General features: G+C 65.6%; 23 protein-coding genes. 14 read left to right on the plus strand and 9 right to left on the minus strand.

Annotated elements, in window-relative coordinates; genetic code table 11:
* Positions 1-171 precede the first annotated feature (171 nt).
* Positions 172-1,290, minus strand: coding sequence for an alanine dehydrogenase (gene ald, locus ABIB45_RS20445; RefSeq protein ID WP_354217684.1), 1,119 nt, complete (start codon positions 1,288-1,290; stop codon positions 172-174).
* A gap of 233 nt (positions 1,291-1,523) precedes the next feature.
* Here ald and ABIB45_RS20450 point away from each other — a divergent pair, with 233 nt between their 5' ends.
* Complete coding sequence (locus ABIB45_RS20450) at positions 1,524-2,741, plus strand: PucR family transcriptional regulator (RefSeq protein WP_354217685.1); 1,218 nt, start codon at positions 1,524-1,526, stop codon at positions 2,739-2,741.
* Between the two features lie 31 nt (positions 2,742-2,772).
* On the opposite strand, the gene ABIB45_RS20455 is transcribed toward ABIB45_RS20450, so the two are convergent.
* Positions 2,773-3,183, minus strand: a complete 411-nt coding sequence (locus ABIB45_RS20455; protein WP_354217686.1) for a helix-turn-helix domain-containing protein — start codon at positions 3,181-3,183, stop codon at positions 2,773-2,775.
* A 49-nt stretch (positions 3,184-3,232) separates the two neighbouring features.
* Here ABIB45_RS20455 and ABIB45_RS20460 point away from each other — a divergent pair, with 49 nt between their 5' ends.
* A complete protein-coding gene (locus ABIB45_RS20460) occupies positions 3,233-4,015 on the plus strand; it encodes an alpha/beta fold hydrolase (RefSeq protein WP_354217687.1) in 783 nt (260 codons plus the stop codon).
* Positions 4,016-4,018: 3 nt separating this feature from the next.
* Here the strand turns inward: ABIB45_RS20460 and ABIB45_RS20465 are convergent, their stop codons facing one another.
* Both ABIB45_RS20465 and ptsP read right to left on the minus strand, forming a co-directional pair.
* Complete coding sequence (locus tag ABIB45_RS20465; RefSeq protein WP_354217688.1) at positions 4,019-4,297, minus strand: HPr family phosphocarrier protein; 279 nt, start codon at positions 4,295-4,297, stop codon at positions 4,019-4,021.
* 53 nt (positions 4,298-4,350) lie between these two features.
* Positions 4,351-6,036, minus strand: coding sequence for a phosphoenolpyruvate--protein phosphotransferase (gene ptsP / locus ABIB45_RS20470; protein WP_354217689.1), 1,686 nt, complete (start codon positions 6,034-6,036; stop codon positions 4,351-4,353).
* A 160-nt stretch (positions 6,037-6,196) separates the two neighbouring features.
* On the opposite strand from ptsP, the gene ABIB45_RS20475 reads away from it, so the two are divergent.
* From ABIB45_RS20475 to ABIB45_RS20485, 3 genes are read left to right on the plus strand one after another with little or no spacing between them, the layout of a single operon-like run.
* Entirely contained in the window at positions 6,197-6,925 is a 729-nt protein-coding gene (locus ABIB45_RS20475; RefSeq protein WP_354217690.1) for a TetR/AcrR family transcriptional regulator, read from the plus strand.
* A 49-nt stretch (positions 6,926-6,974) separates the two neighbouring features.
* Positions 6,975-9,038 (plus strand): PTS mannitol transporter subunit IICBA, encoded by a 2,064-nt coding sequence (locus ABIB45_RS20480; RefSeq protein ID WP_354217691.1) that lies wholly within the window; start codon positions 6,975-6,977, stop codon positions 9,036-9,038.
* Positions 9,038-10,201: a mannitol-1-phosphate 5-dehydrogenase gene (locus ABIB45_RS20485; protein WP_354217692.1), complete on the plus strand. Its 1,164-nt coding sequence runs from the start codon at positions 9,038-9,040 to the stop codon at positions 10,199-10,201. Before ABIB45_RS20480 ends, ABIB45_RS20485 begins: the two co-directional genes overlap by 1 nt.
* 598 nt (positions 10,202-10,799) lie before the next feature.
* Here the strand turns inward: ABIB45_RS20485 and ABIB45_RS20490 are convergent.
* Both ABIB45_RS20490 and rraA read right to left on the minus strand, forming a co-directional pair.
* Positions 10,800-12,461 (minus strand): MDR family MFS transporter, encoded by a 1,662-nt coding sequence (locus ABIB45_RS20490; protein WP_354217693.1) that lies wholly within the window; start codon positions 12,459-12,461, stop codon positions 10,800-10,802.
* 127 nt (positions 12,462-12,588) lie between these two features.
* Positions 12,589-13,083, minus strand: a complete 495-nt coding sequence (gene rraA / locus ABIB45_RS20495; RefSeq protein WP_354217694.1) for a ribonuclease E activity regulator RraA — start codon at positions 13,081-13,083, stop codon at positions 12,589-12,591.
* A gap of 129 nt (positions 13,084-13,212) precedes the next feature.
* Between rraA and ABIB45_RS20500 the strand changes: the two genes are divergently transcribed.
* The 6 genes from ABIB45_RS20500 to ABIB45_RS20525 all read left to right on the plus strand — a co-directional run bounded on the left by ABIB45_RS20500 (position 13,213) and on the right by ABIB45_RS20525 (position 18,752).
* Positions 13,213-14,499, plus strand: a complete 1,287-nt coding sequence (locus tag ABIB45_RS20500) for an MFS transporter (RefSeq protein WP_354217695.1) — start codon at positions 13,213-13,215, stop codon at positions 14,497-14,499.
* Between the two features lie 103 nt (positions 14,500-14,602).
* On the plus strand, positions 14,603-15,211 hold the full coding sequence (locus ABIB45_RS20505) for a TetR/AcrR family transcriptional regulator (RefSeq protein ID WP_354217696.1): 609 nt from the start codon (positions 14,603-14,605) through the stop codon (positions 15,209-15,211).
* 290 nt (positions 15,212-15,501) lie between these two features.
* Positions 15,502-16,701, plus strand: coding sequence for an NAD(P)-dependent malic enzyme (locus tag ABIB45_RS20510; protein ID WP_354217697.1), 1,200 nt, complete (start codon positions 15,502-15,504; stop codon positions 16,699-16,701).
* Between the two features lie 140 nt (positions 16,702-16,841).
* On the plus strand, positions 16,842-17,342 hold the full coding sequence (locus ABIB45_RS20515) for a DUF456 domain-containing protein (RefSeq protein WP_354217698.1): 501 nt from the start codon (positions 16,842-16,844) through the stop codon (positions 17,340-17,342).
* A 47-nt stretch (positions 17,343-17,389) separates the two neighbouring features.
* A complete protein-coding gene (locus ABIB45_RS20520; protein WP_354217699.1) occupies positions 17,390-18,355 on the plus strand; it encodes a hypothetical protein in 966 nt (321 codons plus the stop codon).
* 37 nt (positions 18,356-18,392) lie between these two features.
* Positions 18,393-18,752 (plus strand): nuclear transport factor 2 family protein, encoded by a 360-nt coding sequence (locus ABIB45_RS20525; RefSeq protein ID WP_354217700.1) that lies wholly within the window; start codon positions 18,393-18,395, stop codon positions 18,750-18,752.
* Here ABIB45_RS20525 and ABIB45_RS20530 read toward each other — a convergent pair.
* A complete protein-coding gene (locus tag ABIB45_RS20530; protein WP_354217701.1) occupies positions 18,749-19,402 on the minus strand; it encodes a LysE family translocator in 654 nt (217 codons plus the stop codon). The two genes, ABIB45_RS20525 and ABIB45_RS20530, sit on opposite strands and share 4 nt — an antisense overlap.
* A 104-nt stretch (positions 19,403-19,506) precedes the next feature.
* Here ABIB45_RS20530 and ABIB45_RS20535 point away from each other — a divergent pair, with 104 nt between their 5' ends.
* Entirely contained in the window at positions 19,507-19,962 is a 456-nt protein-coding gene (locus ABIB45_RS20535; RefSeq protein WP_354217702.1) for an Lrp/AsnC family transcriptional regulator, read from the plus strand.
* Between the two features lie 86 nt (positions 19,963-20,048).
* Here ABIB45_RS20535 and ABIB45_RS20540 read toward each other — a convergent pair whose 3' ends face one another.
* Positions 20,049-20,549, minus strand: coding sequence for an Lrp/AsnC family transcriptional regulator (locus ABIB45_RS20540; protein ID WP_354217703.1), 501 nt, complete (start codon positions 20,547-20,549; stop codon positions 20,049-20,051).
* A 322-nt stretch (positions 20,550-20,871) separates the two neighbouring features.
* Here ABIB45_RS20540 and gluQRS point away from each other — a divergent pair, with 322 nt between their 5' ends.
* Positions 20,872-21,753: a tRNA glutamyl-Q(34) synthetase GluQRS gene (gene gluQRS, locus ABIB45_RS20545; RefSeq protein WP_354217704.1), complete on the plus strand. Its 882-nt coding sequence runs from the start codon at positions 20,872-20,874 to the stop codon at positions 21,751-21,753.
* Positions 21,754-21,851: 98 nt separating this feature from the next.
* The gene (locus tag ABIB45_RS20550) at positions 21,852-22,460 is read left to right on the plus strand and encodes an HD domain-containing protein (protein WP_354217705.1); all 609 of its coding nucleotides are present in this window, start codon (positions 21,852-21,854) and stop codon (positions 22,458-22,460) included.
* A gap of 69 nt (positions 22,461-22,529) precedes the next feature.
* Here the strand turns inward: ABIB45_RS20550 and ABIB45_RS20555 are convergent, their stop codons facing one another.
* Positions 22,530-23,846 carry an ATP-binding protein gene (locus ABIB45_RS20555; protein WP_354217706.1) on the minus strand — a complete coding sequence of 439 codons (1,317 nt, stop codon included), beginning with the start codon at positions 23,844-23,846 and terminating at the stop codon, positions 22,530-22,532.
* Positions 23,847-24,003 lie beyond the last annotated feature (157 nt).

The raw sequence follows: 24,003 nt of genomic DNA on the forward strand, positions 1-24,003 counted from the left end.
ACCAACCACAGAAAGTAGCCAGACACCCCAAACCAAAAGACAGGAAGATCCCCGGAAACCCGGGGATCTTCCTGTCTTAACTCACGTAACTTCAGCTTAAAAGAGGCCGGTGGTTGAGCCTGTCGAACCTAAGTTTCGACAGGCTCAACCACCGGAACGGCCAAAGGAGGACTACGCCGAAACGAGCTCGTGCCAGTCCGCGACGAGGGGCAGGTTGTGAGCCTCGGACACGGAGTGGTGTGCCACGTGGCCGCCGGCGATGTTGAGGCCGGCTGCAAGTGCGGTATCGCGGTCGAAGGCGGCCCGCACGCCCAGGTTGGCCAAGGCCACGGCGTAGCGCAGCGTGACGTTGGTCAGCGCGTGGGTGGAGGTGTTTGGCACAGCGCCGGGCATGTTGGCCACGCAGTAAAAGATGGTGTTGTGCACCTTGTAGGTGGGTTCCTGGTGCGTGGTGGGGTGGGTATCCTCGAAGCACCCGCCCTGGTCCACCGCGATGTCCACCAGCACCGAGCCGGGCTTCATCCGCGACACGAGCTCGTTGCTGACCAGCTTGGGGGCCTTGGCGCCGGGGATCAGGACGGACCCGATCACGAGGTCCGCGTCCACCACTGACTTCTCGATCTCGTACTTGTTGGATGCCACGGTCTTGAGCCGGCCGGCGTACTGGGCGTCGAGTTCGCGGAGGCGGTTGATGTTGATGTCCAGGATGGTCACGTCGGCGCCCAGCCCCAGTGCCATGGCCGCGGCGTTGGTGCCCGCAACGCCGGCACCCAGAACAACCACCTTGGCAGGCCGGACACCCGGCACGCCGCCCAGGAGCACACCCTTGCCCCCGGCCGGTGCCATCAGTGAGGTGGCGCCCACCTGCACGGACAGGCGACCGGCAACCTCGGACATCGGAGCCAGCAGCGGCAGGGTGCGGCCTTCCTGCACGGTCTCGTAGGCGATGGCCGTGACGCCGGAGTTGATGAGCTCCTGGGTGAGTTCCGGCTCAGCGGCGAGGTGGAGGTAGGTGAAGAGGATCAGGCCCTTGCGGAAACGGTGGTACTCGGCTTTGATGGGTTCCTTGACTTTCATGACCATGTCCGCGCCGGCCCATACGTTATCGGCGTCGGCCACGATCTCTGCACCGGCGATCGCGTATTCCTCGTCCGTGATCCCTGAACCCAGCCCTGCGCCGCGCTCCACCAGGACGGTATGGCCGTGCGTGCGGAACTCGTTGACGCCGGCTGCGGTGATGGCAACGCGGAATTCGTTGTTCTTGATCTCTTTGGGGACACCGATGATCATTTGGGGCTCCATGTTCTCGTACCGGATGGGTCCGAAATTGCGGGGAAGGTTGTGATTCCAGAATAAATCCCGCTGTGATCCACCTGACAGCAAACCTGGATCCTGAGTGCACCGGTCCCGCGTGATTCCGGCAATTTTGGATTTCGTATATCGACAAATGTTCAGTCCGCGGGCGTCAGGTGTCGCCTGATGTTCGTTCGCCGGGAGGGCCGGGCGGGCAGTAGTGTTAGCCCATGCAGCAGGACGTGGAACAGCTGGTGGAGCAGGTGGCCCAGAAGCTCGGGCGCGGGCTTTCGCTCGAAGACCTGGACGGCCTGCTGCTCGCCTACAGCTCCAACCAGTCCCACGCGGACCGGGTCCGGGTGAACTTCCTGCTGAGCAAGAGGGTCCCCGCTGACGTCAGCGCCTGGCAGCTTTCCCACGGCATCGCCACGGCGGTCCGCCCGGTGGTGATTCCAGCCAATCCGGACCTGGGAATGCTGGGCCGGGTCTGTGTCCCCTTGATGGTGCGCGGTTTTCGCGTGGGCTACCTGTGGGTCCAACAGGACTCGGCAGAGGAAAATCCGACGGCGATTCTCGCCCAGTTGCCGGACGTGGCCCAGGGGATCGAACTGCTTTCCGGCCTGCTGCTGGACTCCAACACCGCTGAGTCAGAGTTTCGGCGCAGCCGCGAACGCGAGTTCCTGGCCGCCTGCGTTGGCGAGGTCAACGCGGTGGCCGCCGTGGCGGGGTGGAAGGAAATCCAGGGCAAGGGCCCCTGGCAGATGGTTACAGTGCTCGACGCCGACGGCTGGGCCGGCGGTCCCGACCCCATCGCCTCGACCCTGATCCACCGGTCCGCCGCGCTGCAGGCCACCGTGGGCGTGGACGTGGCGCTGTTCAGTGCGGGCACGGAAACCCACGCCGTGGTCCTGTTCAGCGAGTCCGTGGGCCGCGCTAACCATGCCCAGGTCCTGGTCCATTACCAGCTGGAGCTGGCCAAACGGTCGGGACGGCCGGTGCACCGCATTATCCTGGGCATCAGCGAGGGTTTTTCGAGGCCGCGCGAGCTTGCCGAGGCGTACCGGCAGTCCCGGCAGGCAGCGCAGGCGGCGGCGGTGGATCCCCAGCTGGGCGAACTGGTGGATTGCCGGGCCACGGGCGTCTACCAGCTGCTGGCATCCGCGGGTGGGGGTGCCGGGGCGTGGGCTGACTCCGGGTCCGTCTACGTCCGGATGCTTGAGGACCATGACCGGAACCACGAGCTCCTCCCTGTGCTGGAGCTCATCTATGACAACGACGGCGCGGTCCAGGACGTGGCCACCAAACTCCACCTGCACCGCAGCAGCATCTACAACCGCCTGGGCCGCATCCGCCAACTCCTGGGCGTCGACCCGCTCAAGGGCATGCCCCGGCTGGAACTCCACGCGGCCCTGAAAATGCGGCGCTGGGCGGCGCGTCCGCGGATCTAGCGTGCCCTGAGGGACATAAGCCCCCTGATTCCTAGGCCGGCCCCGGTGTCTTCTGCTGCTGGCTGTTGTGCTGCTCGCTCTTCTTCTGCTCGTCCAGCCAGGCCATGATGGACGCCAGCCTGATCCGGCGGTGCGTGCCGCGGTATTCCACTGGTATCTCGCCGCGATCGGTCATGTTCCGCAAGTACGTGTGGGAAATCCCGGCGAGCTCGGCCGCCTGGGAGGTGGTGAGCACCTCCTCCACGCTGCTGACGGTCACCGCTTCGCCGCGGCCGAACCGGCTGAGGAGGTCGACGACGGCGTCCCTCGCCTGAGGTGTCAGCCGGTGGACGGTGCCGTCCACAAAGACAGTGATGTCCTGGCCGCCCTCCAGGGCCTGCTGCAGTTTTCCTGCGTCCTCGGCCGGGAGGCCGGCAGTCATCCTGGAAGCTATCAGTGCCATGCCAACAGCCTAGCGCGGTAGCAGTATGGGACAGCGGTATGCTCGCTGGGTGAAACTGAATGGCGGCCGTGACATTGAATCCGGCGGGCTCGCGGGCCGGCTCTACCCTTCTGTGGCGACCTCCGGCGACGGTCCACGCCGGACGTATGTCCTGCTGCACGGCATCGGCGTCTCCCACCGCTACCTCGCGCGGCTGCACCGTGAACTGGCCCTGGCGGCCGATGTCTACTCCTTTGACCTGCCAGGTTTCGGCGATGCGCCCAGGCCCCGGCGGCAAGTGCCGGTGGGTGAGTACGCGGCCTTCGTCCGTGCAGCGCTTTCCGACGCCGGCGTGACGTCCTGCGTGGTGATCGGGCATTCCATGGGAACCCAGCATGCGGTTGAACTGGCCCTGCAGGAGCCGGAGTTCGTGTCCGGCGTGGTGCTGATGGGCCCGGTGGTGGACCCGCGCCGCAAGTCGGTTGCCCGGCAGGCGCTTGCCTTGACCCGGGACGCCATGTTCAGCGAGAGCCTGTCCGCCAATACCCTCGTCTTCTCCGACTATTTCCGGGCCGGCCCCCGCTGGTACCTCACCGAGTTGCCCGTGATGCTGCAGTATCCCCTGGATGCCAGGATCCGCGGAGTCGGCCAGCCGCTGCTGGTGCTCCGCGGCGGCAAGGACCCGGTGGCCGGCCGCGACTGGTGCCAGTGGCTCGCAGCCCAGGCACCCCAAGGCAGCGCGGCCGAAATCCCGGGCCACGGCCACGTTTTCCAGCACACCGCCACGGGGCCCACCGCCGCAGCGATCACCAGTTGGGCGCGGGGAGTAGACGGCTTCGGCGTCACCGCCTAGCTGCTATTCTGCGTCGAGGTCCGTTTCCAGGAGCCTGACCAGGGAATCCAGCGCCGCGTCGGCACCGTCACCGTCTGCCCGGAGCACCACCACATCGCCCTTGGCGGCGCCGAGGGTCATTAGCGACAGGATGCTGGAAGCGTCCAGCGCGTCATCCTCCGGGTCGCCCTGCATGGCAATGGTGACGTCCACTCCCACGTCGCCGGCGGCTTCCGCGAAGAGTGCGGCGGGGCGGGCGTGCAGGCCGGAGCGGCTGGCGATGGTGGCGATGCGTTCGGGCATGGTTCCTCCTGGTAGGTGTTCGTCGCTGGTAGGCGTTGGTGCGGGCGGCCGCGTTAAAGTCCGAGTTCTTCAAGCACCGGGAGTTTTTCGCGCACCCAGGCGCGGGCCTCGGTGGCGCTGGGGGCGGACAGCGCCAGCTTGGCCAGCTGCTGCGCCTCGGCGAGGGTGACGGTTTTCAGGACCGCCGCCACGGCGGCCAAAGAGCGGGCGGTCATGGACAGGGTGTTGACCCCCAGGCCGGTAAGGACGACGGCGAGAGCCGGGTCCGCGGCTGCCTCACCGCAGACGCCCACGGGCTTGCTGTTCCCTTCCGCGCGGGAGCCTTCCACGGTGAGCCCCACCAGGCGAAGCACGGCAGGCTGCCACGGGGTGTTCAGACCGGCGAGCGGGCCCAGCTGTCGGTCAGCTGCCATGGCGTACTGGGTGAGGTCGTTGGTGCCAAGGCTCGCAAAGCCCACCTCACGCAGGATGGATTCGGCGGTGAGCGCCGCGGACGGCACTTCCACCATCACGCCGGGGTTTTTGATCCCGGCCGCCGCGCACATTGACGCAAAGTGCGCCGCTTCCTCGGCAGTGGAAATCATCGGGGCCATCACCCAGACGTCAGCTTCGGAATCCTTCTCGGCGAGGGCGATTGCCTGCAGCTGGCGGTCCAGTACCCCGGGCGAAGTGAAGTCGGTGCGGTAACCACGGACGCCGAGGGCCGGGTTGGGTTCGGTGGCGTCGGTGAGAAACGGGAGGGGCTTGTCCGCGCCGGCATCCAGGGTTCGCAGAACAACTTTTTTGCCGGGGAAGGCGTCGAACACGCTCTTATAGGCGGCGGCCTGCTCTTCCACGGTGGGTTCGGTGTCGCGTTCCAGGAAGCAGAACTCCGTGCGGAACAGGCCAACGCCCTGGGCCTTGAGGCCGGCAGCTGCCACGGCGTCCTTGCCACCGCCCACGTTGGCGAGCAGCGGTACCACGTGGCCGTCCGCCGTCGTGCCGTTCCCGTCAAAGACGGCCAGCAGCGATGCGTTGGTGGCCCAGGCGTCCGCGGCGGCGCGCTGATCGCCGTCGGGGTTCACGCTGATGAGGCCGGCGGCGCCATCCACGTACACCTCGGTACCGTCGGTGAGTTCGTCCACGCCGGCTGCGGCGACGACGGCGGGCAAACCCAGGGAACGGGCAATGATGGCAGTGTGGGACTGCGGTCCGCCGCCGGCAGTGACAAGGGCCAGTATCTTCTCAGGATCCAGGGTGGCAGTGTCTGCCGGAGCCAGGTCCTCGGCCACCAGGATGAACGGCGTACTGGCGGAGGGGATGCCGGGTGCCGGAACGCCACGCAGCTCGGCCACGATGCGGGCCCTGACGTCCAGGACGTCGGTTGCGCGTTCGGCCATGTAGCCGCCGAGGTTGTGCAGCATTTCTGAAACCAAGGCGCCGGCTTCCCAGATGGCACGCTGCGCCGAAGTTCCGCGGGCGATCAGCTTGGCGGCGTTCTTCAGGAGCATGGTGTCCTTGGCCATCAGCGCAGTGGCCTCCAGTACCGCCCTGCCGTCACCGCTGGCCGTTTCAGCTCGTGCCTTGAGTTCGTCGTGGACGGCGGCAGCGGCTGTCTTGAGGCCGGCGGTGGCCTGTTCGGCGGAGGTGCCGGCGGCCAACTGCTCACCGGCGGGGGGTTCGCTGATCGGTTTGGGCATCTGGCGGATGGTTCCGATGATGCGGCCGGGGCTGACGCCTACTCCTGGGAAGGTCTGCACTGAAGTCCTCATTCTCTGCCGGTAGCCAGGCGCGCCCTCATGGTTCCCGGCGCCATGCCGGGTCCGTCGCGACGACTGCGTGCGACAGCGAATACGTGCCTGAAAAAATTGTATGTGATTCAGTTCATATAGCAATGCTATAGGTGATAGGGTAGCGGCTATGAGTTTGGATGGCCAGCTTCCCCCCAAAATGCGACTGTTGCGAGCAGCAGCCGAATTGCTGGCAAATTCCGCGGGGGCGGCCGTTTCCACCCGCCAGATCACGCAGCTGGCAGGTGTTACGGCGCCAACGCTGTACCACCACTTCGGTGACAAGGAAGGTCTTTTCGACGCCGTCGTCGCCGCAGGTTTTGAAGAGTATGTTGCGGGCGAGAGGGATTTCGCCCCGTCCGGCCAGCCGCTGGAGGACATCCGCAGGATGTGGGACAACCACGTGCAGTTCGGGCTCAAGCAGCCGGAACTCTACCTGGTGATGTTCGGGAATATCCGCCCGGAAAGCCGCCCCGCCATCGTCGCCGATGCCGAGGCCCTGATGGAGGAAATGCTGAACAAGGCGGCGGTGGCGGGCCAACTGAATGTCCCGCCGCGGGAAGCAGCCAGGTCCATCCTGGCCGCCAACGTGGGTGTGACACTCATGCTGATTGCGGAACCCGCCGCGGAACGGAACCTTGAACTGTCCATCATGACCCGGGACGCCATGATTTTTGCGGTGTCCGCGGAGCAGAGCGCCGGTGCCGGACCGGACGACTCCGGTAAATCCTCGGTGGTGGTGGCAGCGATCGCCTTGAACGCGGCACTCCAGGCATCGCACTCAGACCAGCTCTCCAGCTCGGAACTCAAACTGTTCCTCGAATGGCTTCACCGGATCTCCACCAGCACGTCGTCGTAACTATCGGACCCATCCTGCGCAGCAGCAGGAATGACGGTTAGGAAAGCACATGGCAACAGAGACAGTTGCAAAACCCCGCACAAGCGTGCGTGTTGGCGTCCAGAAGTTCGGGACGTTCCTGTCCGGAATGATCATGCCCAACATCGGGGCGTTCATCGCCTGGGGCCTTATCACCGCCCTCTTCATTGAGAAGGGCTGGATCCCGGTCCCGCAGTTGGGCGGTTTTGGCGAAACTGGCGGGAAGCCGAACATCGGCCTCGTGGGCCCCATGATCACCTACCTGCTGCCCCTCCTGATCGCCTACACCGGCGGCCGGATGGTCTACGACGTCCGCGGCGGCGTGGTGGGCGCCATCGGCACCATGGGCGTCATTGTGGGCGCCGGCATCCCGATGTTCATCGGCGCCATGATCATGGGCCCCCTCGGAGGCTGGGCCATGAAGAAGGTCGACCTCCTGTGGGAGGGCAAAATCCGCCCGGGCTTCGAGATGCTGGTCAACAACTTCTCCGCCGGCATCTTGGGTGCGCTGCTCGCGATGCTCGGCTTCTATGGCATCTCCCCGCTGGTGCAGGCCTTCAGTACCGGCGCCGGCAACGTGGTGCAGTTCCTGGTCAACAACGGCCTGCTGCCGCTCACCAGTATTTTCATCGAGCCCGCCAAGGTGCTGTTCCTGAACAACGCCATCAATCATGGCGTGCTGACCCCGCTGGGCATCCAGCAGTCACTGGACCAGGGGAAGTCCATCCTGTTCCTGCTCGAGGCCAACCCCGGCCCCGGGCTGGGCGTCCTGCTGGCCTACATGTTCTTCGGAAAGGGCATCGCCAAGGCTTCGGCGCCGGGCGCCGCGATCATTCACTTCCTCGGCGGCATCCACGAAATCTACTTCCCGTACGTCCTGATGCGCCCGCTGCTGATCTTGGCCTCCATCGCCGGCGGCATGACGGGCATTGCCACCCTGGCCTTCACCGGCTCCGGGCTGGTTGCGCCGGCGGCACCTGGCTCGATCATCGCGGTATTGGCCCAGACCTCCCGTGACAGCTACGTCGGAGTGATCCTCGCAGTGGTGCTGGCTACGGCGGTTTCGTTCCTCGTGGCCTCCGTGATCCTGAAAACCACCAAGCACAGCGACGAGGTGGACCTTAACGACGCCACGTCCAAGATGGAGGCGATGAAGGGCAAAAAGAGCGCCGTATCCTCAGCGCTGACCGGCGCCGGTGCGGTGCGGGGTGGCGGCGTGGGCACGGCCGTCTTGGCCGGCCCCATCAAGAACATCGTGTTCGCCTGCGACGCCGGGATGGGCTCCAGCGCCATGGGAGCCTCGGTGCTCCGCAACAAGATCAAGGCTGCCGGGTTCCCGGATGTCAAGGTCACCAACGCCGCCATCGCCAACCTCAGGGACACGTACGACGTCGTCATCACCCACCAGGACCTGACCGAGCGTGCCAAGCCCGCCACGTCCAGCGCAGCACACTTCTCCGTGGACAACTTCATGAACAGCCCGAGGTACGACGAGATCGTGGAACTCGTCAGGGAAAGCAATACTGAGGCAACCGCCGGCGCTGACACTGAAAGGGCCGGCGGAACCAGCGGAACCGGCGCCGCCGTAGCCGCCAGGGCGGGCCACGGCGCCCACGTCGCCGATGTTCCGGTTGGTGCAGAACCGGCTGCCGCCGTCGCGCCTTCCGACATCCTGGTGTCCCGCAGCGTCATCCTCAACGGCATGGCCACTACGCGCGATGCCGCGATCGACGAGGCCGGCCGGCTCCTGCTGGACCGTGGCGCCGTGGACCAGGACTACATCGCGGCGATGCACGAGCGTGAGGAATCCGTGTCCACGTACATGGGCAGCTTCCTGGCGATCCCGCACGGCACCAACGCGGCCAAGGACCACATCATGAAGTCGGCGGTTTCCGTGATCCGCTACCCGGACGGCATCGACTGGAACGGCAAGCAGGTCAAGTTCGTGGTGGGCGTTGCCGGCATCAACAACGAGCACCTCCACATCCTGTCCTCCATCGCCAAAGTCTTCACCAACAAGGCCCAGGTGGCCCAGTTGGAGGCCGCGACATCGGTGGAAGAAGTCCTGGAGCTGTTCGGAAAGGTCAACGCATAGTGAAGGCAGTACATTTTGGCGCCGGGAACATCGGCCGCGGGTTTGTGGGGTTGCTGCTGCATCAGGCCGGGTATGAGGTGGTGTTCGCCGACGTCGCGGACGCCCTCATCACCCAGCTGGCAGCAGCGGACAGCTACCACGTCAACGAGGTGGGGGAGAACCCTGCGGTCCGGACAGTAGACGGTTTCCGGGCGCTGAATTCCGGCACCCAGGAAGCGGACTTGGTGCGGGAAATCGCGACGGCGGACATGGTCACCACCGCCGTTGGGCCGCATATCCTGAAATTCGTGGCGCCGGCCATCACCAAGGGCATCGCGGCGCGGGAGGCCGAGCTGGCGCCGCTGCAGGTCATGGCCTGCGAGAACGCCATCAACGCCACGGACATCCTGCGGGCAGAAGTGGCGGCGCTGTGGGACGACGCCGCCGGCTCCCTGGGCTCCATGGCGGTGTTCGCGAACACCGCAGTGGACCGGATCGTGCCTAACCAGGAGCCCGGGCAGGGCCTGGATGTCACGGTGGAGACATTCTACGAATGGGTCATCGACCGGACCGCCTTTGGTGATGCGGCGCCGGTAATTCCGGGCGCAACCTTCGTGGACGACCTCTCGCCCTACATCGAGCGGAAGCTCTTCACCGTGAACACCGGGCACGCTTCCGCAGCGTACTTCGGGTTTGAAGCCGGGCTGGAGAAAATCTCCGATGCCATGGCCGATCAGGACGTGGCGGAAGACGTCCGCGCGGTCCTGGAGGAGACCAAGCAGCTGCTGGTGGCCAAACACGGGTTCAGCAACGACGAGCAGGAAGCCTACGTCCAGAAGATCCTGGTCCGGTTTTCCAACCCGCACCTGCCTGACGCCGTGAACCGCGTGGGCCGCGCCCCGATGCGCAAACTCAGCCGGCACGAGCGGTTCATCGGCCCGGCGGCCGAGCTGGCAGAACGCGGGATCGTGCCCGAGGCCTTGCTGGGTGCCATCGCCGCGGCGCTGCGCTTCACCGATCCTGCCGACACCGAAGCAACGGAACTCGCGGAAATCCTGGCGTCGTCGTCCCCGGCCGACGCCACTGCCCGAATCACGGGGCTGGCGCCCGATCACCCCTTGTTCGCGGCCGTGTCCACGCTGGTGGAAGAGCGCCAGGCAGAGGAGGCGAAGGCGCCCGCCTAGGTCCCATAAACCGAAACGCTCTCTCACTGGATGTGCGTTTTACGGAAACGCTCGCGCACTTAAACGCACGACGACGGCACTCACGGTGAGTGCCGTGGTCGGCTGCGGAATGCTGGTGCGATGACCCCGAACCAAGGTGCGCTGCACCCTCTGCTGACTGCCGACGTCGGGCGCGGCTCGAAGCCAGCCATGAGGGCATGAAGCTCACGCTGCGACTGGCGCTCCGTAGCGGATCACGGCCGCCTCGACGGCAATCGGGGACGGCTTTCAGGACAAAGGGGAATAGGACTCCGGCCAGCACCGCGGCCATCACCGGTTTAGGGACAATGGCCAGGAGCCGGCCGAACCAGCCGGTCAACCCGACAAATAAGCGCCAGCACAGCCGCCACCACGTAGGCGCCGATGGCGTCGCTGTAGTTCTCATCGTCGCGTCGTTGAGTCGGTTCCGATTATGCGTCGGTCCGGCGTTCAGTGGCCGAGTCTAACCTCTGAGTGCGACGGGCCGGGTGCCACATGTAGCAGGCTTTTGGGCCGGGCACGCCGGGCACGCCGGGAAAGCCCGGGTTCCCGTGCGAACGCACGTTACGCAGCCGAGAGGCTAGTGCGCGGCCACCGTCGCAGCGCCTGCCTCCTGAGCGGACTTGGGGTCCGTCAGCTTTTTCTTCGGCAGGGCGAAGCTGATGAGGAACGCGACGCCGGTGAGCACCGCCGCGGTGAGCATGACGGTGTCGATGGCGTAGGCGAAGCCCTCGGTGATGGGGCGGGTGAGGACACTGTTGGCCGAGTGCAGCCAGCTGGTGTCGTTGAGTGAATCGTCGGACGCGCCGTTCTGGAAGAACTCGTAGAGCTTCGTGTTGGCAGGGTCCGCTGCCACGGCAGGATCCCTCAGGACGGCAAGGTACGACGCGTCAGTCATTGCCGATTTCATGGTGTCAGCGATCCGGCTGGCGGCCACGCTGAAGAGCAGTGAGATGAACACCGCCGTGCCCACTGCGCCGCCCATGGACCGGAAGAACGCGGCGGAGGAGGTGCCCACGCCCATGTCCTTCGGCGGCACGGACACCTGCATGGCCAGGGTCAGCGGCTGCATGCAGAAACCCAGGCCCATGCCGAAGAACACCGCGATCACGCCGGGCACCCACAGCCCGGTGTCCACGCCCAGGGACAAACCCATCACCAGCGCGGCGGCGGTGAGGATGGCGGTTCCCACGATGGGGAAGATCCGGTACGTGCCCGACGCCGAGATGGTGCGTCCGGCGGTAATGGAACCTGTCAGGATGCCCACAGTGAACGTAATCATCATGAGGCCGGCTTGGGTGGGCGTAAGCCCCTTGACCAGCTGCAGGTACATGGGGAGCATGGCGATGGCCCCGAACATGCCGATGCCGATGATGAAGTTCAGCAGCGAGGACAGTCCGAAGGTCACGTTCCGGAAGAGCCGAAGCGGGATCAGGGCGTAGTCGCCGGCGCGCTTCTCCGCCAGCAGGAACCAGACGATGCCCACGGCGCCCAGGCCGTAGCAGAGGAACGAGTTCAGGGACGCAAAGCCCCAGCCGCGGCCCTGTTCGGCCACGAGCAGCAGCGGGACGATCCCGAGGGTGATGGCTGCCGCGCCCCAGTAGTCGATCTTCTGCTTCACGTGCTTGGCCGGCAGATGCAGGAACAGGAACACCACGGTCAGTGCGGCCAGGCCGATAGGCAGGTTGATGAAGAAGACCCAGCGCCAGCCGTCAAAGCCCAGAATGTTGGCGGAGCCGGCAAATGCGCCGCCCACCACCGGGCCAAGCACTGAGGAGATGCCAAACACGGACATGAAGTAGCCCTGGTACTTGGCCCGGTCCTTCAACGACACAATGTCGCCGATGATGGTCAGCGCCAGGGCCAGCAGGCCGCCGGCACCAAGCCCCTGGATGCCGCGTGCGATTGCCAGTTCCGTCATGGAGTTCACGGAACCCGCATACAGCGAGCCCACCAGGAAGATGGCGATGGCGGTGAGGTACAGCGGACGGCGGCCGAAGATATCGCTGAGCTTGCCATACAGCGGCGTGCTGACGGTGGAGGTGATGAGGTACGCCGTAGTGGCCCACGCCTGCAGCGACAGTCCGTCGAGGTCATTGGCGATGGTGTAGATCGACGTGGACACGATGGTCTGGTCCAGCGAAGCCAGGAACATGCCGAGCATGAGTCCCACCATCACGGTGACGATCTGACGCCGGGTCAGGGTTGCGCCGGCGGCCCGCGCGGCGGATGTCTTGGACATGGCTTCTCCAAAGAAGAAAAAGGGATCAAAGCTGATAGTTGCTTTCAGTAACTATGTTACGTCCCGAATTGTTCCCCAGCCCACAGTTTATTGGCGCCCATCCGCGGCACCCCCCGGGCACCCGCTGTCAGCGCTCCACGAGGATGCCGTCCGGATCGCACCAGACGGTGGCCCCGGGACGGAAGGTCACGCCGTCGAATATCACATCCATGTCAACTTCGCCAGCGCTTGCCTTGGCGCTCTTGCGCGGATTGCTGCCCAGCGCTTTGACGCCGAGGTCCAGCGCGGCAATCGCTTCGCGGTCGCGGATGACGCCATTAATGACGACGCCGGCCCACCCGTTCGCGACGGCGCTCTCGGCAATCATGTCCCCCATCAGCGCCGTGCCCAGGGAGCCGCCGCCGTCCACCACCAGGACCGCACCGTTGCCCGGCGTGGCCAGGGTGGATTTCACCAGGCCGTTGTCCTGGAAGCAGCGGATGGTCCGGACCGGGCCGCTGAAGTGCGAACGGCCGCCAAGGGACTGGAACTGGAGCGCCACGGAAGCCAGGTCCTCGCCGCGCTCGTCGTAGAGGTCGGCGGTGCTGACTGTGTTGGCGGGGCGTTGGGCAGGTGCGTTCATTGCATCTCCAGGTGTCCGGTGTCGTGTTCGGGGCGACCCGCCGCCCGGCGTGCGCCGTATGACAAGCGGGCATTGATGCCCACGATAGTCTGATTTTCTGATCGCCAACCGTTCCAGGGGGAACCAGTTATGAGCCTGCCCGACACACCCGCAGCAGCGGATCCCAGCCCTGCGGCGGCAAGTTCGGCGGCGGCGCTCGCCGAGCCGACGACGAAGGTCACCGCGCGCTGGGTCACCGGGCTAGTGCTCGTCAACGTCGGTATTAACGCGGCCTTCTTTGGTCCCATCAACATATTTATCGGCCAACAGGCCATCGGCATCGACGAGGCCAATAAGGAAGCCATCCTGTCCCTCGTTATAGGGTGCGGCGCCGCCGTGTCGCTGGTGGCCAATCCGCTGTTTGGTGCACTGTCCGACAGGACGGTCTCAGGCTTCGGCCGTCGTGCGCCGTGGGTCCTGGCGGGTGCCATCCTGGCAACCGCTGCCTTGCTGGCGATGTCCGGTGCTACCGCTGTTGCCCTGATGGTCCTGTTCTGGTGCCTGGTCCAGCTGGGCGCCAACGCCGCCTACGCCGCCATCACCGCCGCCGTCCCGGACCGCGTGCCGGTGCTGCAGCGCGGCGGCGTGGGCGGCCTGGCGGCAATGGGCCAGACGCTGGGCATCCTGCTCGGCGCCGTCTTCGGGGCAGTCGTCTCGGGAAACTTCATGGTGGGCTACAGCATGTGTGCGGCAGCCCTGCTGTTCTCCGTGCTGCCGTACCTCCTCCACCGGAATGATCCGCCGCTCCCGCGCGAAGCCCGACCGCCGTTTACCTGGGGCGGTTTCCTCCGAGGCTTCTGGATCAGCCCGGCGCGCCACCCTGACTTCGCGTGGGCGTGGCTCACCCGCTTCCTGGTCAACGTGGGCAATCAGCTCACCATCGTCTACCTGCTCTTTTTCCTGCGGGACGTCATCAAGCATGAGGACCCTGCGGTCGGTGTCCTGATGCTCACCGGAATCTATGCGGTGATGGTGATGATCACGGCGGTGCTCGCCGGACCATTGAGCGACCGCGTGGGCAAGCGCAAGCCGTTTGTCATCGGTTCCTCCGTCACCATCGCCATGGCAGGCCTGATCTTGGCCTTCTTCCCCGTGTGGACCGGCGCCCTTATTGGAGCCGGCATCCTGGGCGTGGGGTTCGGCGCCTACCTTGCCGTTGACTTCGCGCTGCTGACGCAGGTTCTGCCGCAGGCTGCCGACCGCGGCAAGGACATGGGGGTCATCAACGTGGCCAACTCGCTGCCCCAGGTGTTCGCGTCCGGCCTCGCATTCCTCGCCGTGACCTACTTCGGGGGGTACTTCACACTGTTCACCACGGCGGCTGTCATCGGCCTGTTGGGCGCTGTGTTCGTGGTCAAGATCAAGGGTGTTGACTAAGGCGCACTATCGCCGCGTGCCGTATAGTTGACGCGGACTGCAGGGCGCCCGGGATGGGGATCCGACGGCCGCTGCACCATAAATTCACTACCCCGGAATGCTGATGCCCGAGACCCTTCCCGCCCATCCGCCCATGGCCGCCCGGCCCTCCACTCCACGCCAGAGGCTGCGTTATAAACGCGTCCTGGAATCCGCCGGTGGGTTTGCCCGTACAGGGCTGGAGTCCGTGGACCTGGCGGAAATTTCGGAAAAGTCCGGCGTCCCACTCGGTACTGTTTACCGGTACTTCCCCTCCCCAACGCACCTGATGCTGTCCCTCTACCGCCAGCAGCTGGACGAGCTGCATTCCCGGGCCCGCGCTTCGGCTGACAGCTTCGGCGGCCGTGCCCTCACGGGCGTGGTCATGGAGATCTTCCACATGAGGGTGATGCAGCCTGCCGTCGAGCAGTGCCTGGCCCGCAGCGTGTACCTCAAAGGCAGGGACGCCACTGGGCTTCTGCAGGAAATCGACGCGCTCAGTGAAAACGCGGTGGCCGCAGCCTCCGACGACGCCGTGGCGGCCCGGGTGCTCCTGCTGACGGTAGCTGGTCTGGTCCAGTCCGTCCGTAACCGCAGACTGTCGCTCTTTGAGGCCGAAGAGGACCTCAAAAAGGCCTGCACCCTGCTTGCTCCCGTGACTCCGAACACCCGCGCAGCGCACCGGTCGGCGTAACTGGTCTAGACCGGCTGGCGATTAAATCCGTCTTTATGCCGTGATGTGGATCGCAAAAGTTCTGATTAATCGATTTGGCACCGAACCGAGGCGGAGTGACGGCCAATTCCGCCTCCAACCGCTGATTACTATTGCTGGACCGGAGTGGCTCGCAACCCACATCGGCAAGGACCTCACTCCGGGCCCGCCACCACCGGGCCTATGAAGTGTGAATACCGACCACCTTGAGCCACCCTGTGCTTGAGCCATTCTGCGCCGTGCGCCCACGGCTAGCACCAGGAGACAACGACGTGTCCATTGACGCAATCGCACCCACTGACAATTCCGCAGCCACAGTCCTGACCGAAGCAGAGATTTTTGATGCCCACCAGGGCGGCAAGCTTTCGATCAGCAGCACCGTCCCGCTATCCAACAAGCGCGACCTTTCCATCGCCTACACCCCCGGTGTGGCCGAAGTCAGCCGCGCCATCCACGCCAACCCGGAGCTCGCCAAAACCCTCACCTGGGCGCAGCGTCTGGTGGTAGTGGTCAGCGACGGCACCGCCGTGCTTGGCCTGGGCAACATCGGCGCCAGCGCCTCACTTCCGGTCATGGAGGGCAAGTCCGCCCTCTTCAAGACCTTCGGCGAACTGGATTCTATCCCCGTGGTCCTGAACACCACGGACGTTGACGAGATCGTGGAAACCCTCGTCCGTCTCCGCCCCAGCTTCGGCGCCGTCAACCTGGAGGACATCTCCGCACCGCGCTGCTTCGAACTTGAAGAAAAGCTCATCGAGGCGCTGGACTGCCCGGTCATGCACGATGACCAGCACGGCACCGCCGTGGTGGTCCTCGCCGCCCTGAGGAACGCCGCCAAGGTCACCGGCCGCGAACTCGCCAGCCTCCGCGTCGTAGTTTCCGGTGCCGGTGCAGCGGGCATCGCCGTCGCCGAAATCCTGCTGACAGCAGGCCTCGAGGACGTCGTCCTGCTCGACTCAAAGGGTGTCATCAACAGCGCCCGGGCCGACATCGCCGCCGACCCGCAGAGCAAGAAGTCCCAGATGGCACAGCGCGGCAACCCGCGCGGCGTCACTGGCGGCCCCGGCGATGCACTGCTCGGCGCGGACGTGTTCATCGGGGTTTCCTCCTCGAAGCTGGACGAAGCGCACCTGAAGCTGATGAACGCTGATTCCATCGTGTTCGCCCTCTCCAACCCGGACCCCGAAGTCCTGCCCGAGGTGGCAACCAAGTACGCCGCCGTTGTAGCCACCGGCCGCAGTGACTTCCCCAACCAGATCAACAACGTGCTGGCGTTCCCCGGAATCTTCCGCGGCGCGCTGGACGCCGGCGCCCGGAGGATCACGCCCGCCATGAAGCTTGCCGCGGCGCGCGCCATTGCGGACCTGGCCGAAGATAACCTGTCCGCTGACTACATCGTGCCCAGCCCGCTGGACCCGCGCGTTGCCCCCGCAGTGACGGCCGCCGTGGCCGCCGCCGTGGACGCTGAATAACCTCCGCAGCCGCACCCTGCCCTAACGCCCGACGGCGGTGCCTCCCCTCTCAAAGGAGAGGCGCCGCCGTCGGGCGTTTACCCGGACAGATGGTGGGCCGGGTGCCAGTCCGGACGCGGGTGCCACCCTAAACTGGGCTCATGAATTCCGAAACCATTGTAAGCATCCTGTGTGGTCTGGCGATCCTGGTGGGAGTCGCCGGCACCATCGTCCCCGTGCTTCCCGGCAGCTTCCTGATCGGTCTCAGCCTGTTGGCGTGGGCAATCTGGGGCGGCGCCGGCACCGTGGGCTGGGTGATCTTCGCGGTGGGCATCGTGTTTGTGGTCGCCGGACTGTCGGCGGGTGCCGTGCTGACCGGGCGGAAGCTCAAGCAGGCAGGCATCCCCAGCAGGAGCGTAGTGGTGGGCCTGGCTGCTGGCGTGATCGGTATGTTTATCATCCCCGTGGTGGGGCTTTTTATCGGGTTTGCCGCCGGCCTGCTGCTCAGTGAGCTCCGCCGGACCCGGCAGGTCCGCACCGCAACCACCACCAGCTGGGCGGCCCTGAAGGCCACCGGACTGGGAATGCTCGCGGAGTTCGGGCTGGCGTGCCTGGCAGCCAGCACCTGGGTGATCGGAGTGTGGATCGCTGCGGTTACGTAGGCCGGCCGCGTGCAGCGCCACGCGGGGCTGCCACGTAGCATGGAGAGATGAGCGTGGGGGATGCCAGAGGACCGATCTACCGGGACGGCCGGGACCTGACGCCGTTCGGCAACGTCCAGTTTCAGACCCCCGTCCGGGAACTTGCCGGCAGTGTGGGCGGCCTGCTCCACGGGGTGCTGGGCGGCCGTGATGCTGCGCTGATCACCGTCGACGGGGACGTGCCCCGGCTCAGGCTGATGCCGGGGAAAGCGGCCAGGGCGGTCCATGACGCCATCTTCGCCAACAGGGAACCGGAACGGCTCATTGCTGTGGGCCGGACCTACCCCGGCTGGGCGGGCCTTTGTTCTGTCATGTCCGGCCTCCTGGCGTACCAACACGGCGGCTACCTGCGCGCTTCCGAACTTCTCCAGCGGGGCCTGTCCATCAGGAACGACGACGACGCCAACCAGTACGCGGCAACGTACCTGACGCGGGTGGTCAGCCGCGTCGAGGTCGCCGAGCGCATCGAAGTTCCCGTGCTGTTCGGCCAGGAAGCGGTCTTCCTCGCCCTCGCGCACTGCCTGCGGGAAACGGGCCAGCTGGAGGCCGCGCTGCAGACGGTGGCCGGGCTGCCGCCGTCGTTGCCCTCCGCACTGGCGCGCTGTGCGCTGGCGTTTGCGCTGGGCCGGGATAAGGAAGTGGTGATCTGGACTGAGGGGCTGCTGAATTCGGATGACCTGTCGGCCGCGCTGCTGCTCCTCCGCGGCCGGGCGTTGCGGCGGCTCGGAGCCCACACCAAGGCGCACGAGGCACTCAAGGAGGTGCTCCGCCGTCGGAAGACAGACGTGGTGCTCCGCAACGACGCCCTGACCGACCGCGCCCTGCTGGTGCTGGACAACGGCCGCAAATCCCTCAACCCGCGGGACTGGCTCCGGGGCCGGCCGGCGGAGCTGGAAACCTTCGAAGTTATCCGCAAGGACGTCGACGAGCGCCGGCTGTGGGAGCAGGAGTGGGAGAACTTGGACGGGAAATGACCTTGTGGAGCCAGCCGCCGCGGGGTACAACGGAGGCATGAGTGACGCAGCCCGCTCCTGGATGGAAAAGTACATCGCGGCATGGACCACCAACGAGCCCAACGACATCGGGGCGCTGTTCACTGAGGATGCTGTCTACGCCACTCGGCCCCACGACAAGGATCCGTGGCGGGGGCGCGAGCAGATCGTGGACCATTGGCTGGTTGAGCGGGACGAACCCGACGAATGGACCTTCGAGTGGTGGGTGCTGGGAGTCGACGGGGACCTGGCCTTCGTGCAGGGCATCACGCACTATCTGGGGGACCGGCCCAGCTACGAGAACCTGTGGGTGATCCGGCTGGAGCCCGACGGCCGCGCGTCCCAGTTCACGGAATGGTTCATGGAACGCAAAGACTAGGCTTGCGCCGTGAGCCCGGCAACGAGCGGCACCACTTGCTCGGCCAGTAGCACAGCGCCCAGGGCAATCATGATGATGCCGCTGGCCAGCGTGACGGCGCGGGCGGCGCCGGGGCGGGATGTGAGGAGCTTGCGGGCCAGCAATGCCACGCAGGTGTAGACGGTCCCGGCCAGCAGGACAAACGTCAGTCCCAGCAGCCCGGACTGTACCGGCAGGGGGAGGGCGGCTTCCGGACTGACGAACTGCGGCACCAGCGCCACGTAGAAGAGCAGCCCCTTGGGGTTGATGCCGCTGGTGCCCATTCCCTGCAGGAAGGTCCGGAGCTGGTTGGCAGGCTTCCCGACGGCGGCTGCCGCGCTGAAGGATGCCCCGCGCCAGGAGCGGAGGGTGCTGATACCCAGCCACAGGAGGTAGGCGGCCCCTGCCACGGTGATCCAGCCCAGGAGGCCAGGCATGCCGGACAGCAGCGCCGCCAGGCCCGCCACCATCAGCAGGGTGTGCAGGACATAGCCCCCGCAGAGGCCGGCAACGGCCGGGACGAAGCTGCGCTGCCGCAGTCCGGCCGTGATGGAATAGGCCCAGTCCACCCCGGGGGTGCAGGCGAGGGCCGCCGCGACCAGCACAAATGCGAAAAACAGCTGAGGGTTCATGGTGGGCTCCTGTCCGATGGCTACAGGACAAACCCTATGAAGTTTGTGGCCATAAGTGCTTACCTTTTTCGCCCATGAGACAGGCCTCTTGGTAATATTCTTGCGTGATTGACCACATTGACAGGAATATCTTGCGGTACCTCAAGGAGGACGGCCGAATGACTGCCACGGCGCTCGCCGCCAAGGTGGGCCTGACGGTGGCGCCGTGCCATCGAAGGCTGCGGGATTTGGAAGCCTCGGGCGTGATCCGCGGCTACAAGGCGGACATCGATCCCGCGGCCGTGGGACTGGGGTTTGAGGCGATTGTGTTCGTCACCTTGCGCCAGGTGGATCGCTCCACAATGGAAGTCTTCGAGAACCGGGTGGCGGACAACCCCAACATCGTCGAGGCGCAGCGGCTTTTCGGCTCCCCGGATTACCTGCTGAAGGTCATCGCCGAGGACCTGCCGGCATACCAGCGTTTCTACGACGCCGAGCTGACGTCCCTGCCTGGCGTGGAGCGGCTGACGTCCACCCTGGTGATGAAGAACCTCAAGTCCAACGCCGGCCCGCCCGTCTAACTCCACCTCGGGGTCACTTATGGCCCATCTGTGGCCCTCCGACGGGCAAAGAGTGACCCCGCGCCGGTCTTCTGTTTCGGGATAGTCTATGGCCCGAGCAGCCCTGTGGTCCGGTAGGGGATGACCTCGCGCAGGAACATGCTGGTGGACGTACGGACGATTCCAGGACAAAGCCGGATTTCCTCCGAAACGCGGTAGAGATCGTCCGGGCTGGTGGCCACGACACGGATGACGAGGTCGGTGTCACCGGCGGGGGCATGGCACTCCAGGACTTCGGGGATTTTCCGGAGCGCGGCGATGGCTTCGTTGAGGTGGCTCTGGTCCAGTTCGGCGCTCACAGCTGCCGCCACTCCGCGGCCCAGGGCGGAGGGGAGCACCCGGCTGCTGTTGGGGCGGAGTGCGCCCGACGCCGTCATCCGCTCCAGGCGCGACTGCACCGTCCCGCGCGCCAGGCCCAGCCGCTGGGCGAGGACCATGATGGGAATGCGGGGGTCAACGTCGAGGGCGTTGAGGATCCGCTTGTCTGTGGCGTCCAGTTCCTGCAATCTGATCACTTCCTGTCGGTTTTCACGGTGAATATTGGTCATTCTGACCAGAGTATTCCTTGCCGGTTGTGCCAACTGTAGGACGTCTGCTCAAATTATGGCAACATGCAGGCGAAAGGCTACCGCTGATCCTGCTGGCTTACAGGCTCCCCGGCACACCACCCGGAAACTGGACCACGCTTCCCGCAAAGAGGCCGCCGCTGATGACACTTGTTCACACCAAAGTCATTCTCCAACCACGACGAGAGCCCCTGAACTCCCGGGCGCCGGATTTCCGGCGTCATCGGTAGCTGAGGGGCTCTTGTGTTGTCCCGCCGCACTGCAACGCGGGGTCACTTCAGGCCCATTTGCGTAGGCTGGGTTTATGACTCCAGCCGGACGCTTCGCCCCCAGCCCCTCCGGGGAACTGCATGTGGGCAATCTCCGCACCGCGATTCTTGCCTGGCTTTTTGCCCGATCCACCGGCCGGGACTTCCGGCTGCGCATTGAGGACCTGGACCGGGCGCGGGCCGGCGCGGAGGCCGAGCAGCTCCGCGATCTGGCAGCCATCGGCGTGACGTGGGACGGCGCCGTCGTCCGCCAGACAGACCGCGGCGCGGTGTACGACGAGGCGATCCGCCGGCTCGGCGACGCGGGTCTGACGTACGAGTGCTTTTGCACGCGCCGGGAGATCCAGGATGCGCCATCGGCCCCGCATGCACCGCAGGGAGCCTACCCGGGAACGTGCCGGTACCTCGACCCTGCCGAGCTGGAGTACAAACGCTCCACCCGGCCGGCGGCCATAAGGCTCCGCTCTGCCGTCACCGAATGCACTGTGCAGGACTTACTGCTCGGGGAATTTACGGGCGTGGTGGACGACTTCGTCCTGCGCCGTAACGACGGCGTGACCGCCTATAACCTGGCCGTGGTGGTGGATGATGCCGCTCAGGGCGTCGATCAGGTGGTGCGCGGGGATGATCTGCTTCCATCCACGCCCCGGCAGGCATATCTTGCCAAGCTCTTAGATATTCCTGTTCCGGAATATGCGCATGTGCCGTTGGTGGTGAATTCCGACGGCGCCCGGCTGGCCAAGCGGGACGGTGCCGTGACGCTGGCCGACCTTTCCCGCGGAGGAGTTACCGCGGGCGGCGTCCGGGACCTCATCCTCCTATCCCTGGGCCTGCCGGCGGACAGGCTGGAGCAGTCCCTGCCAGTATTCCTGCCCGGCAGGTTACCGCGGAACCCGTGGGTTTGGCCCGGAGCCTAGCAGCATCCTCCACACACACCACAGACTTGGCGAGCACGAAGACGTTGCTGCGCAACGCTGTGTGGGGCAGTGCGGTCTGGGGGTCGTAGGCTGGAACCATGTCAGACCAGCGCTCCCCGGAGCACACCCCAGCACTTCGATTCACCGTTGAGACCGCGAAGGTCCTGGCTGAGGTGGCGCACAACCGGCAGAAGGACAAACTCAAGCGGCCATACCGCGAACACGTGCTCGCGGTGGGCGACGCCCTGGCGGATTTCGACGACGACATCCGGATCGCTGGATACCTGCATGACATTGCGGAGGACACACCAATCACGCGGCAGGCGCTGCTTGAGATGGGTGTACCTGAGCGGGCTGTGGACATCATTGAGCGCGTCACCAACCGGCTGCATGAGAACCCCGACGACTACGCATCCGGGATCCGCGAAATTGCCGAAGACCACGATGCCGCACTGGTGAAGATCGCGGACAACGCCCACAATTCACTGCCTGGACGGGTCAGGTCGCTGGCGGAGAAATGGCCGGACAAGCCGCCGGTCACCAAATACCGCGATGCGCGTCCGGTGCTCTATGCCGCTGTGGACGTGGAAGAGGTCCGGAACATCCTGGCCCGCGTGAACCCGTGGCTGCTGGAAGAACTCGACGACCGGCTGGACGAGGAAGACGACACCGACTACGAGAACCTCTCCTACGACGCCCCCCAATAGCAACGCGGGGTCACTTATCGCCCATCGGAGGGCAAAAATTGGGCGATATCTGACCCCGCGTTGGTTGGGCTACACCCGCCCGATGGCGTCGATGTCCTCGAGGAAGTCCTGGTGGACCTCGGCGCTGACGGTGGTCCGGGTGTCCCCGATGGCGTCCAGATAGTCCTGCGTGGAGGGCCCCTTCCGGACCGCCTCACGGACCGAAACGCTGCCTCCGGAAGCTGCGCCGCCGTCGTCATACACTGCTTTTTCCAGCGCACGCTGGGAAGCGCTGCGGGCGGCGTACTCAATGTCCGCGGGGGAGAAACCTTCGGTGCGCTCCACGAGGAGTTCCACATCGACGTCGTCCACCACGGCGGCCGGGATGAAACGCTGCCACATGGCTTCGCGGGCCTGGCGGTCGGGGAGGCCGATGGGGATGACGTAGTCGAACCGGCCGTGGCGTAGGAAGGCGGTGTCCAGGGCGCGGATGAAGTTGGTGGCGCAGACCAGCAGGCGGCCGGGCTGTTCACGGAATGCCGGGATGATTTTCAGGAGTTCGTTCGTCACGCCCTGCAGTGGCGACGGCGGCTCGCCGGACCGCTGCGAGGCAATCTCCTCCACCTCATCGATGAACACCACGCAGTGCTCCAGCTCGGCGATTTCCAGGAAAGTTTCGCGCAGGGCGCCCGCCAGCCCCTTGGGATCGGACGCCAGCCGCGACGGGAACACCTCCACGAACGGCCACTCCAGCCGGGACGCAATAGCCTTGGCGAACGTGGTTTTGCCGGTCCCCGGAGGCCCAAAAAGCACCACAGCGCGGGGCGGCACCACACCGTATTCATCGGCGAGGTCGGCCTCGGCGAGCGGCAGGACCAGACGACGCTCCAGGAGCTCCTTTTCCTTGCGCATGCCGGCCACATTCTCCCAGAGGTCCCGGGCCAGGATCCGGCCTCCCAGCTCGCCCAGCGCGCCGAGTTCCTGGCGCTGCACGGGGATAGTCCGCTCGAAGTAACGCAGGTTTTTCTTGAGCGCGAAGCCGCGGCTGAGGAACGCCTCCACCCGGGTTTCGGACTCGGGCATCAGCGCTGACAGTTTGTTGAGGCCGTGCGGGGCCATCCGGTTTTCGACGGCGGCGAGCAGCGAGGTGCCGATGCCCCGGCCGCGGTACTCCGGCAGTGTAGCCAGGAAAACGATCCAGCCCTGGTCATGGGCGGCGCGTCCGACGGCGGCGCCCACCACCATATCGCCCTGCACTGCCACAACCGCGTGGTCCTTCTCGCATGAAGCCAGGACCTCGGAGAGAGCATAAACGGGCTCCACATCAGAGGCCTTGAGGGACTCCCACAGGTGCAGGATCCCGTCCAGGTCCGCCGAATGGAAATCCCTGATGCGCCAGTTGGTCATGCGGTGTCTCCCGGGTGGTTCGTCGTTGAACTGCAGGTCGTAAATGCACAGCGCAGTACGGTGAGGCGCTCTGCTGAGCATAGGCGACCTGCCCGCGACGAAGGGTTGCAGGAGCGTTGCGTTACGGCGGACTTAAGGCAGCCGGACTCTGTTGCCT

This window comes from Arthrobacter sp. UYCo732, assembly GCF_040547265.1.
In the GTDB taxonomy this organism is placed as follows: Bacteria; Actinomycetota; Actinomycetes; order Actinomycetales; family Micrococcaceae; genus Arthrobacter.

Excerpts from the sequence above, each read along its gene's own strand:
- ald (WP_354217684.1), bottom strand. The coding sequence starts at position 1,290 with ATGATCATCGGTGTCCCCAAAGAGATCAAGAACAACGAATTCCGCGTT.
- ABIB45_RS20450 (WP_354217685.1), top strand. The coding sequence starts at position 1,524 with ATGCAGCAGGACGTGGAACAGCTGGTGGAGCAGGTGGCCCAGAAGCTC.
- ABIB45_RS20455 (WP_354217686.1), bottom strand. The coding sequence starts at position 3,183 with ATGGCACTGATAGCTTCCAGGATGACTGCCGGCCTCCCGGCCGAGGAC.
- ABIB45_RS20465 (WP_354217688.1), bottom strand. The coding sequence starts at position 4,297 with ATGCCCGAACGCATCGCCACCATCGCCAGCCGCTCCGGCCTGCACGCC.
- ABIB45_RS20475 (WP_354217690.1), top strand. The coding sequence starts at position 6,197 with ATGAGTTTGGATGGCCAGCTTCCCCCCAAAATGCGACTGTTGCGAGCA.
- ABIB45_RS20480 (WP_354217691.1), top strand. The coding sequence starts at position 6,975 with ATGGCAACAGAGACAGTTGCAAAACCCCGCACAAGCGTGCGTGTTGGC.
- ABIB45_RS20490 (WP_354217693.1), bottom strand. The coding sequence starts at position 12,461 with ATGTCCAAGACATCCGCCGCGCGGGCCGCCGGCGCAACCCTGACCCGG.
- rraA (WP_354217694.1), bottom strand. The coding sequence starts at position 13,083 with ATGAACGCACCTGCCCAACGCCCCGCCAACACAGTCAGCACCGCCGAC.
- ABIB45_RS20500 (WP_354217695.1), top strand. The coding sequence starts at position 13,213 with ATGAGCCTGCCCGACACACCCGCAGCAGCGGATCCCAGCCCTGCGGCG.
- ABIB45_RS20505 (WP_354217696.1), top strand. The coding sequence starts at position 14,603 with ATGCCCGAGACCCTTCCCGCCCATCCGCCCATGGCCGCCCGGCCCTCC.
- ABIB45_RS20515 (WP_354217698.1), top strand. The coding sequence starts at position 16,842 with ATGAATTCCGAAACCATTGTAAGCATCCTGTGTGGTCTGGCGATCCTG.
- ABIB45_RS20520 (WP_354217699.1), top strand. The coding sequence starts at position 17,390 with ATGAGCGTGGGGGATGCCAGAGGACCGATCTACCGGGACGGCCGGGAC.
- ABIB45_RS20525 (WP_354217700.1), top strand. The coding sequence starts at position 18,393 with ATGAGTGACGCAGCCCGCTCCTGGATGGAAAAGTACATCGCGGCATGG.
- ABIB45_RS20530 (WP_354217701.1), bottom strand. The coding sequence starts at position 19,402 with ATGAACCCTCAGCTGTTTTTCGCATTTGTGCTGGTCGCGGCGGCCCTC.
- ABIB45_RS20540 (WP_354217703.1), bottom strand. The coding sequence starts at position 20,549 with ATGACCAATATTCACCGTGAAAACCGACAGGAAGTGATCAGATTGCAG.
- gluQRS (WP_354217704.1), top strand. The coding sequence starts at position 20,872 with ATGACTCCAGCCGGACGCTTCGCCCCCAGCCCCTCCGGGGAACTGCAT.
- ABIB45_RS20550 (WP_354217705.1), top strand. The coding sequence starts at position 21,852 with ATGTCAGACCAGCGCTCCCCGGAGCACACCCCAGCACTTCGATTCACC.
- ABIB45_RS20555 (WP_354217706.1), bottom strand. The coding sequence starts at position 23,846 with ATGACCAACTGGCGCATCAGGGATTTCCATTCGGCGGACCTGGACGGG.